The following is an 8,877-nucleotide window of genomic DNA, read 5'->3' as shown; positions in this document are numbered from 1 at the left end:
GCGAACCTGGGGACGGACCCCCGCGCGGGTTGGGGCGCGGGGGCGGGTGCGAGCGCGGGGGCGCGTGTGCGCGGCGGCGCGCACCCGGACGCGGGGGCGGGCGCGCGCTTCGGTGACACGGGCACGGGCCTGGACGCCAGCTTCGGCGCAGGTACGGGCACTGGCCCGGGGCGGGGGGAGTCCGGGGTGGAGCCCTGGGTGGGGACGGGGTGCTGGCCCGGGGTCGAGCAGGAGACCGGCCAGGAGTCCGAGCTGACCGTGGTCGCCCCGCGGCCCGTACCGCTCCAGCAGGCGCCTCTCGCCAGGTCACGGGAGCCCCGGCCACCCCGCTGGGTCCGCGATCACCGCCCTGGTTAGACTCGGTCGCTGGGGCTGCGCAGCCAGGTTCGGCAGGCGCATATCGACGTTGTGGCGGGCCCCTCGCACAGTACGGAGCGATCTACCGGGGTGACTTCCCACATGTCCGAAGCCCGAACCGACATGACCCAGGCGCGCCCGCAAGAGGCGGCCGCAGCCGAGGCCGATGCCGCCTCAGGCCAGGGCAAGCACCGGGGTCAGCAGGCCGCGTCCGAGGAGCCGCAGGCTCCGGCGCACGGCCGCCACCGCCGTCCGAGCGAGAACGCCTCGTAAGGACGCCGGGAGCGCACCACCCCACCCCTCCCTTTCCCGCAGCACGCGCAGCATGCGTGCACGGCTGCGGGGCAGGGAGGGGTGGGCCGTTTCACCCCCGCCGCGTCACGCCCGCCACCGCGTCACCCCCGCTTCAGGCTCAGCACCTCCAGCGCCGCGAACCCCTCCCCACGCCGCTCGTCGAAGTACGGCGTGAGCAGGCCGTCCAGCTCCCCGAAGCCGAAGACGTCCCCCACCGCGTCCAGCTTCGCGGCCACCCGCGGCCGTTCCAGGATCGCCACCATGCCCCCGTGGACGACGAACACCTGGCCGTTGACCGCCGTCGCCTGCGGGGAGGCGAGGTAGCCGACCAGGGGGGCCACGTGCTCGGGGGACAGCGGGTCGGGACGGTCTTCCGCGAGGTCGATGTCCGGGAAGACGTCCTCGGTCATGCGGGTGCGGGCCCGCGGGCAGATGACGTTCGCCGTCACCCCGTACTTGGCGAGCGCGCCCGCCGTGGAGAGGGTCAGGCCGACGATGCCGCCCTTCGCGGCCGCGTAGTTGGGCTGGCCGGGCGATCCGGCGAGGAATGCCTCGGACGAGGTGTTCACGATGCGGCCGTGCACCGGCCCGCCCCCGGCGGCCTTGGAGCGTTCGCGCCAGTGCGCGGCGGCGAAGCGGGTGGTGTTGAAGTGGCCCTTGAGATGGACGCGGATGACCGAGTCCCACTCGTCCTCGGTCATCGAGAAGACCATCCGGTCGCGGAGGATGCCCGCGTTGTTGACCAGGATGTCCAGCGCGCCGTACGCGTCGACCGCGAGCTGCACCAGTGCGCGCGCCGTGTCGAAGTCGGCCACGTCGCCCACGTGGGCCGTGGCCCGGCCGCCCGCCGCGCGGATCTCCTCGGCCACCTCCTCGGCGGGGCCGGAGGACGCCTCGCCCGAGCCGTCGCGGCCGCCCTGCCCGTAGTCGTTGACGACGACGGCGGCGCCCAGCCTGCCCAGCTCCAGCGCCTCCACGCGGCCGAGGCCGCGCCCGGCGCCGGTGACGATCGCGGTCTTCCCCACCAGGGGACGTTTCAGATCTCGATGCATGTGCGCAGCGCCTCCCCCGTCCGCATCTGGCCGAGCGCGTCGTTGATCTCGCCGAGCCGCACCCGGTGGGTGATGAGCCCGGCGAGGTCGATGCGGCCCGCGCGCCACAGCGCGATGGTCCGTTCGTACGAGCGCAGCACATCGCCCCCGCCGTACAGGGACGGCAGGATCCGCTTCTCGTCGAAGAACAGCTCGAACATGCTGAGTTGGAGGAAGTCGTCCACCGCGCCCGCCCCGACGACGCACAGCGTGCCGCCGCGCCGCGTGGTCTCGTAGGCGCGGCGGGCGGTGGCGGACTTGCCGACGACCTCGAAGACGTAGTCGAAGCCCTCGCCCGCGGTGACGCTGTTCTTGGCGTCGTCGAGGCCCTCCGGGGCGACCGCCTCGGTGGCGCCGAAGCGCAGCGCCGCCTCGCGCCGCGAGGTGACGGGGTCGACGGCGACGATGTGGGCCGCGCCCGCCGCCCGGGCGCCCTGCACCACGCTGATGCCCACGCCGCCGCAGCCGATGACGGCGACCGACGAACCGGCCTCCACCCGCGCCGTGTTGAGGGCCGCACCGAGCCCGGTGGTCACCCCGCAGCCGATGAGCGCGGCGATGTCGTACGGGACGTCGTCGGGGATCGGCACGGCGCAGGGCGCCGGGAGGACGACCTCCTCGGCGAAGGTCCCGGTCCCGGCCATGCCGAAGACCTGGTCGGAGCCATCGCCCGCGCGCTTGAAGTTGGGCGTTCCGGCGTTCAGGAACCCGGACAGACACAGCTGGCTCTGGCCGCGTTTGCAGGACGGGCAACCGCCGCACGCGGGCAACCAGCACACCAGCACCCGGTCACCGGGGCTCAGCCCGGTCACCCCGTCGCCGACCTCCACGATCTCGCCCGCGCCCTCGTGACCGGGGACGAAGGGCACGGGCTGCGGCAGCACGCCGCTCATCGCGGAGAGGTCGGAGTGGCACAGCCCGGTGGCCCTGATGCGCAGCCGGACCTTGCCGGGGCCGAAGCCCACGGCCTCGACGTCGTCGAGAACTTCGAGCTTGTCCTGTCCCGTCTCGTGCAGTACGGCTGCGCGCACAGCGCCTCCTCTTGAAGAAGTGGGATCAGAAGGTCAGGCGTGGGCGACGACCGTGTCGCCGAGGACGGGCGCGTCGTCGCGCTCGACGGCGCTCGCCGTCACCTGGACGCGCCCCTCGTCCCGCCACATCCGGATGCGCAGGGTCTCGCCCGGGTACACCACCCCGGCGAAGCGCGTGGTGTACGAGCGCACGCGGGCGACGTCGCCGCCCAGCTCGGTGTCCACGACCGCCTTGAGGACCATGCCGTACGAGCACAGCCCGTGCAGGATCGGCTTCTCGAAGCCCGCGACCTTGGCGAACCCGGGGTCGGCATGCAACGGGTTCCAGTCCCCCGAGAGCCGGTACAGCAGCGCCTGGTCCTCCCGGATGGCCCGCTCCACCGTGCGGTCGGGCTCGCGGGCGGGGGTCTCCAGCCGCTCGGACGGGCCGCGCTCGCCGCCGAAGCCGCCCTCGCCGCGGACGAAGATGCGGCTGTCGCAGGTCCACAGCGGGCCGTCCGCGTCGGCCGCCTCGGTGCGCAGCACGATGACCGCGGCCTTGCCCTTGTCGTACACCGCCGCGACCCGGGACGTCTGGGTGGCGTCCCCGGTCACCGGGATCGGCCGGTGCACCTCGACGGTCTGGCCGCCGTGCAGGACGGACGCGAGGTCGACGTCGATCCCCGGGCCGTTCAGCCCCCCGGCGAGCGCCATGCGGCCGCCCGCGACGGTGGCGAAGCTGGGCAGGACGTGCAGCTCGCTCTCCAGGGTGTAGCGCAGCTCATCGGGGTCGGTGGCCGGGATTCCGGCGCCGATGCCCAGGTGGTAGAGCTGGATGTCCTTGTGTCCCCAGGCGAGGGCGGTGGTCCGGGGCTCGGCCGAGACGGCCTCGGTGGCGTCGATGGGCATAGGGCGACAGCGCTCCTTGGCGGGAGGGGCGGGAAGACCCCGGCCCGCCCGTCCGCACCGTCGGCCGCGCCGGGGTCGTCACTGGTCGGCAGGGCCGCGCCGCGTTTAGAACGCGTTCNGGGGTCGTCACTGGTCGGCAGGGCCGCGCCGCGTTTAGAACGCGTTCTAGCCGATGGCACCTGTATAGCCCAATCCCCCTGACGGGGGAAGACTGCTGACAGGTCGTCAGTTTTGCGGGTCACCCCCGGGCCGGACCCACCGGGGGCCGTTCGTCACCACCCCCGGGACACATGTCACGGCCATCCCCCGACATCCACATCTGCCCAGCTCACGCACCGCTCCGCCCTGGGCATCGGCTACGCCGGGAACTGGCTGCTGTGCTTCCCGCTGCTGTCCCTGGCCACCGGGATCGTGCTCCGGGGGCGCAGGCACCTGGGACCCGTCATCCCCGGCTTCGCCGGTTCCGCCGGGATCATCGCGAGCGTGCGCGGCGGGCCCTCGGACTCATTGACGGTCGGATACGGCACCGTCCCGGCCTGGTCACGGCGGCCGTCCTGTCCCTGTTCGAGACCGTCGCCCAGCTCCGGGCGACCCGCCAGGAGCTGGCCCGAACCGCGGTGGAGAAGGAGCGGCTGCGCTTCTCGCGCGATCTGCACGACCTCCTCGGGCACACCATGTCGGTCGTCGTGGTCAAGGCGGAGGCCGTGTCGCCCCAGGCGGAGGCGCTGCTCGGTTGGGTGGTGCGGGAGGGCGTCACCAACGTGGTGCGGCACAGCGGGGCGGACCGCTTACCCGATGTCGCCCTGCTGGACATCGAGCTGCCGGGCCGCAGCGGACTGGACGCCGCCGCGCTGCGCCAGGCGCTGCCGGACTGTGCGGCCGCGCTCAGCGCGGGCCCCAACCCGCTGACCCAGCGCGAGCGCGATGTGCCGGCGGCGGTGGACGGCGCCACGGTGGCCGACATCGCGGCCAACGTGCGCCTCTCCCCCGCCACCGTGCGCAACTACCTCTCCTCGGCGATCGGCAAGACCCAGACCCGTAACCGCACGGAGGCGGTCCGGGCCGCCCGCCGGAACGGCTGGCTGTAACGGCTACTCGGGTTGGGCGGTCTCCCGGGCCCGAGCCTGGTGCCGACGGGCCTTGAGCCGGTTCCCGCAGGTCTTCATCGAGCACCACCGTGCGGTGTTGGCACGGCTGCGATCCAGGAGAAAGAGCCGGCATTCGGTGTTCTCGCACGGCCGCAGACGGCCGGGCATGCGCTCCTTGACGTCCGCCCACGCGAGGACGAGTTCCACCGCGAGCCTGCGCTCCGGCGGCATTTCCACGCGCCACTCGATGCCCGACGCGCCGGGCTGCGGGACCTTGCGCACGCCCGCGAGGACGCGGCGCAGCCGGGGCTCCGCCGGCGCGCCCGACTCCACCGCCTGGAGCGCGTCCCGGGCGATGCGCAGCCACCGGCGCTCCTCGTCGCCGCCGTGACCTCCGTGCTCCCGCGCCCACCTTTCCATCTCATGGTCGTCCTGCCACAGGTCCCGGCGTCGGCCATCCACCACAGGGGTGCTGTTCAGCGCCTGCATGAGGGCTTGGTCGTCCAGCACGGACCGATCACCTTCCCAGCTAACTCCATCAAGGCGTTTGACAGGTTACTCCTACGGCGGTCTACTGGACATCGAGAGTAACCACCAAAAGACCTCGAAGGGGTTAGTCATGGTTGAGATCCGCCACCACTACGCGACCGTGCGGGGACATCGCGTCTTCTACCGCGAGGCAGGCCCCCGCGAGGCGCCCACGCTGGTGCTCCTGCATGGATTCCCCACCAGCTCACGCATGTTCCGCCGCCTGATCCCGGCGCTGGCCGACCGGTTCCACGTCATCGCGCCCGACCACCTCGGCTTCGGCAACTCCGACGCCCCGCCCGTGGACGCGTTCACCTACACCTTCGACGCCCTGACCGACATCACCGAAGACCTGCTGGCCCAGCTCGGCGTCACCCGCTACGCCGTGTACGTCCAGGACTACGGCGCCCCCATCGGCTGGCGGCTGGCCCTGCGCGCCCCCGAAGCGATCACCGCGGTGATCACGCAGAACGGCAACGCCTACGACGACGGCTTCGTACCGGACTTCTGGAAGCCCGTATGGGCGTACTGCGAGAACCCGGGCCCGCAGACGGAACCCGCCGTGCGTGCCGCCCTCTCGCTCGACGCCATCCGCTGGCAGTACGTGCACGGAGTGGACCGGCCCGAGCTGGTCGACCCCGACACCTGGGCCGCCGACCACCGCGAGGTCAACCGACCGGGCAACGACCTCGTGCAGCTCGCCCTGTTCCGCGACTACGCCACCAATCCGCCCCTCTACCCGCAGGTGCACGCCTACTTCCGGGAACACCGGGTTCCGCTCCTCGCGGTCTGGGGCGCGGGCGACGAGATCTTCGGCCCCGACGGAGCACGCGCCTTCGCGAGGGACCTGCCGGACGCGGAGATCCATCTGATTCCCGGAGGCGGACACTTCCTGCTCGAAAGCCATCTGGACACCGTGGCCGGGTATATGCGCGGGTTCCTGACGTCCTAATCGGCGCGGGCCGCGGCCGGGGTGCGCGGCAGGGCCACGGCCATCAGCACCACCGCCGCCGCGATGATCCCCGTGGCCACGACGAACGCATGCCCGTAACCCGCCGCCAGCGCCTCCGGCCCGCCCCCGCCGCGGGCCGTGATCCGCTCGGCCGCGACCGTCGCCAGCACGGTCAGGCCGAGCGCACCGCCGATCTGCCGCGAGGTGTTGACCAGCCCCGACACCAACCCGGCCTCGGACGGGGCCGCACCGGAGGTGGCGGAGGCGGCGAGCGGGGTCATCATCAGCCCGGCCCCGAACGACATGACGATCGCGGGGCCCAGCACCGTACCGGCGAAGGTGCCGTCCGCGTCCATCCGGCTCTGCCACGCGTAGCCGACGACGGTCAGCGTTCCGCCCGCGATCGCCAGCAGCTTTCCGTCCAGCCGGGCCATCAGCCGGGGCGCGAGCTTCGAACCGAGGATGATCGAGATGGTGTGCGGGAGGAAGGCGAAACCGGCCTTGACCGGGCTGTAGTGCAACACGTTCTGCAAGTAGAGCGACATGAAGTACCACATGGCGAACATGCCGCCGCCGCACACCACCATCACCGCGTTCGCCGACGTGACCGCCCGGATGCGGAACAGCCGCAGCGGCATCAGCGGTTCCTCCGTACGCGCCTCGACCGCCACGAACACCGCGAGCAGCGCCAGCCCGGCGAGCAGCGGCCCGAGCGAGGCGACGGCGCCCCAGCCGTGCGGCTCGGTCTGCACGATGCCGTACGCGAGCGCGGTGACGCCCGCCGTGACCAGCAACGCTCCGGGGACGTCGAGCCGTCGTGCCACAGCGGAGCGGCTCTCGGTCAGCCACACCACCGCGGCCACCAGCACCACCACGCCCACCGGCACGTTGACCAGCAGCACCCAGCGCCAGGACAGGTACTCGGTCAGCACCCCGCCGACCAGCCCGCCCGCCGCTCCCCCGCCCGCGCCGACCGCCGCCCAGGTGCCGATGGCGCGGGTGCGGGCCGCGCCGTGCGGGAAGGCGGTGGTGAGGATGGTGAGCGTGGCCGGTGAGAGCACGGCCGCGCCGAGGCCCTGGAGGGCGCGCGCCGCGACCAGCTGCCAGGGCTGCTGGGCGACGCCGCCGATCAGGCTGGCGACGGTGAACAGCCCGAGCCCGGTGAGGAAGACCCGCTTGCGCCCGAAGAGGTCGGCCGCGCGGCCGCCGAGCAGCATGAACCCGGCGAAGGTCAGCGCGTAGGCGTTGACCACCCATTGCAGTGCGGTCTCGCCGAGCCCCAGGTCCGTGCGGATGGACGGCAGGGCGACGTTGACCACCGATACGTCGAGGACCACCACGAACTGACCGGCGCAGGCGGCCAGCAGCACCGCCCACGCCGGGGGCGAGCCGCGCGGCGGACGGGGGGTGGAGGCGGAGGTGGAGGGAAGGGCATGCGGAGGGGGAGTTGGGGTGGACATGGCGGTGATGCTCGCATTGCGCACGGACCCAACGCATCGGCATTTCTGCGCATTTGCGGACGGCGGCGAGTCCTAGGACCCGTGACGGGTCCTAATCGCGGGGCAGGCCGAGGAGCCGTTCCGCGACGACGTTCAGCTGCACCTGGGTCGTACCGCCCGCGATGGTCAGACAGCGCGACATCAGGAAGCCGTGCAGCGCCCGCTCCCCCGCGCCCTCGCGCACCGCGCCACCGGGCCCCAGCAGCTCCAGGGCGAGTTCGGCGACCTTCTGCTGATGGGCGGTCTGCACGAGCTTGCGGACGCTCGCGCCCGCGCCCGGCTCCACGCCGGACACCTGGCGCAGGGTCGTGCGCAGCCCGATGCAGGCGAGCGCGTGGGCCTCGGCCATGAGCCCGCCGACGCGCTCGCGCTCCGGTCCGGTGTCCGGAACGTGCGCGATCAGCGCCTCCAGACCGGTGTCGAAGGTCAGCTGGTCGGCCATGTGGACGCGTTCGTTGCCGAGGGTGTTGCGGGCGACCGCCCAGCCCGCGTCCACCTCGCCCACCACCGCGTCCGGCGGGAGCAGCGCGTCGTCCAAGTACACCTCGTTGAAGAGCGATTCCCCGGTGATCTCCCGCAGCGGGCGGATGGTGATCCCGGCGGTCCGCTTCATGTCGACCAGGAAGTAGCCGAGCCCCTTGTGCTTGGGCGCCGCCGGGTTCGTACGGGCCAGCAGGATGCCGTAGTCCGCCGTACGGGCCCCCGACGTCCACACCTTCTGCCCGCTCACCCGCCACCAGCCCTCCGCCGTCCGCTCGGCCCGGGTGCGCAGCGCGGCCAGGTCCGACCCGGCGTCGGGCTCGGAGAACAGCTGGCACCAGCGCAGTTCGCCACGGAGCGTCGGCAGCAGGAAGCGCTCGCGCTGGGCGTCCGTGCCGTACGCGATGAGCGACGGCACCACCCAGGTGGCGACGCCCAGATCGCTGAGGGCCACACCCGCGTCGCGCAGCTCGCGCTCGATGGCGAGCTGCCGCACCGGGCTCGCGCCGAGGCCGTACGGGGGCGGCAGATGCGGTGCCGCGTACCCGGTGGGTGCGAGGGCGCGCCGCGCGGCGCCCGGCTCCAGCCCGCGCGCCGCCGCGATGACGGAGCGGGCCTCGCGGCGGTGGGTCTCCGCCTCGGGCGGGAGGTCGAGCCGCAGTTCGCGGC

The 8,877-nt window shown here is 73.0% G+C and carries 9 protein-coding genes and 1 pseudogene; 4 read left to right on the top strand and 6 right to left on the bottom strand.

From position 1 onward, the window contains the following. Both EEJ42_RS51640 and EEJ42_RS50570 read left to right on the top strand, forming a co-directional pair. Nucleotides 1-357, top strand: a pseudogene (locus EEJ42_RS51640) (hypothetical protein); the annotation flags it as partial. 102 nt (nucleotides 358-459) lie between these two features. After that, nucleotides 460-630 (top strand): hypothetical protein, encoded by a 171-nt coding sequence (locus tag EEJ42_RS50570; protein ID WP_184502900.1) that lies wholly within the window; start codon nucleotides 460-462, stop codon nucleotides 628-630. Nucleotides 631-752: 122 nt separating this feature from the next. On the opposite strand, the gene EEJ42_RS02465 is transcribed toward EEJ42_RS50570, so the two are convergent. Genes EEJ42_RS02465 through EEJ42_RS02455 form a run of 3 tightly spaced genes read right to left on the bottom strand, consistent with a single transcriptional unit; the run spans nucleotide 753 to nucleotide 3,661 of the window. After that, on the bottom strand, nucleotides 753-1,703 hold the full coding sequence (locus EEJ42_RS02465; RefSeq protein WP_184502899.1) for a 3-oxoacyl-ACP reductase: 951 nt from the start codon (nucleotides 1,701-1,703) through the stop codon (nucleotides 753-755). Further along, nucleotides 1,688-2,773, bottom strand: a complete 1,086-nt coding sequence (locus EEJ42_RS02460; protein ID WP_123098386.1) for a Zn-dependent alcohol dehydrogenase — start codon at nucleotides 2,771-2,773, stop codon at nucleotides 1,688-1,690. The genes EEJ42_RS02465 and EEJ42_RS02460 overlap by 16 nt, the downstream gene beginning before the upstream one ends. 33 nt (nucleotides 2,774-2,806) lie before the next feature. Beyond that, nucleotides 2,807-3,661 (bottom strand): MaoC/PaaZ C-terminal domain-containing protein, encoded by an 855-nt coding sequence (locus EEJ42_RS02455; protein WP_123098385.1) that lies wholly within the window; start codon nucleotides 3,659-3,661, stop codon nucleotides 2,807-2,809. Between the two features lie 617 nt (nucleotides 3,662-4,278). Between EEJ42_RS02455 and EEJ42_RS52265 the strand changes: the two genes are divergently transcribed. Then, nucleotides 4,279-4,749 carry a response regulator transcription factor gene (locus tag EEJ42_RS52265; RefSeq protein ID WP_246095983.1) on the top strand — a complete coding sequence of 157 codons (471 nt, stop codon included), beginning with the start codon at nucleotides 4,279-4,281 and terminating at the stop codon, nucleotides 4,747-4,749. Between the two features lie 3 nt (nucleotides 4,750-4,752). Here the strand turns inward: EEJ42_RS52265 and EEJ42_RS02440 are convergent, their stop codons facing one another. Continuing rightward, a complete protein-coding gene (locus EEJ42_RS02440; protein ID WP_123098384.1) occupies nucleotides 4,753-5,259 on the bottom strand; it encodes a CGNR zinc finger domain-containing protein in 507 nt (168 codons plus the stop codon). Between the two features lie 109 nt (nucleotides 5,260-5,368). Between EEJ42_RS02440 and EEJ42_RS02435 the strand changes: the two genes are divergently transcribed. Then, nucleotides 5,369-6,229, top strand: a complete 861-nt coding sequence (locus EEJ42_RS02435; RefSeq protein ID WP_123098383.1) for an alpha/beta fold hydrolase — start codon at nucleotides 5,369-5,371, stop codon at nucleotides 6,227-6,229. On the opposite strand, the gene EEJ42_RS02430 is transcribed toward EEJ42_RS02435, so the two are convergent. Together EEJ42_RS02430 and EEJ42_RS02425 are read right to left on the bottom strand one after the other, a co-directional pair. Continuing rightward, nucleotides 6,226-7,689 (bottom strand): MFS transporter, encoded by a 1,464-nt coding sequence (locus EEJ42_RS02430; protein WP_123098387.1) that lies wholly within the window; start codon nucleotides 7,687-7,689, stop codon nucleotides 6,226-6,228. The genes EEJ42_RS02435 and EEJ42_RS02430 overlap by 4 nt on opposite strands. 91 nt (nucleotides 7,690-7,780) lie before the next feature. Beyond that, on the bottom strand, nucleotides 7,781-8,877 hold a 1,097-nt coding region (locus EEJ42_RS02425; protein ID WP_184502898.1), incomplete at its 5' end, for an acyl-CoA dehydrogenase family protein.

It is taken from the genome of Streptomyces botrytidirepellens, from assembly GCF_003721215.1.
In the GTDB taxonomy this organism is placed as follows: Bacteria; Actinomycetota; Actinomycetes; order Streptomycetales; family Streptomycetaceae; genus Streptomyces; species Streptomyces himastatinicus.
This window is presented reverse-complemented; position numbering and strand designations above follow the sequence as displayed.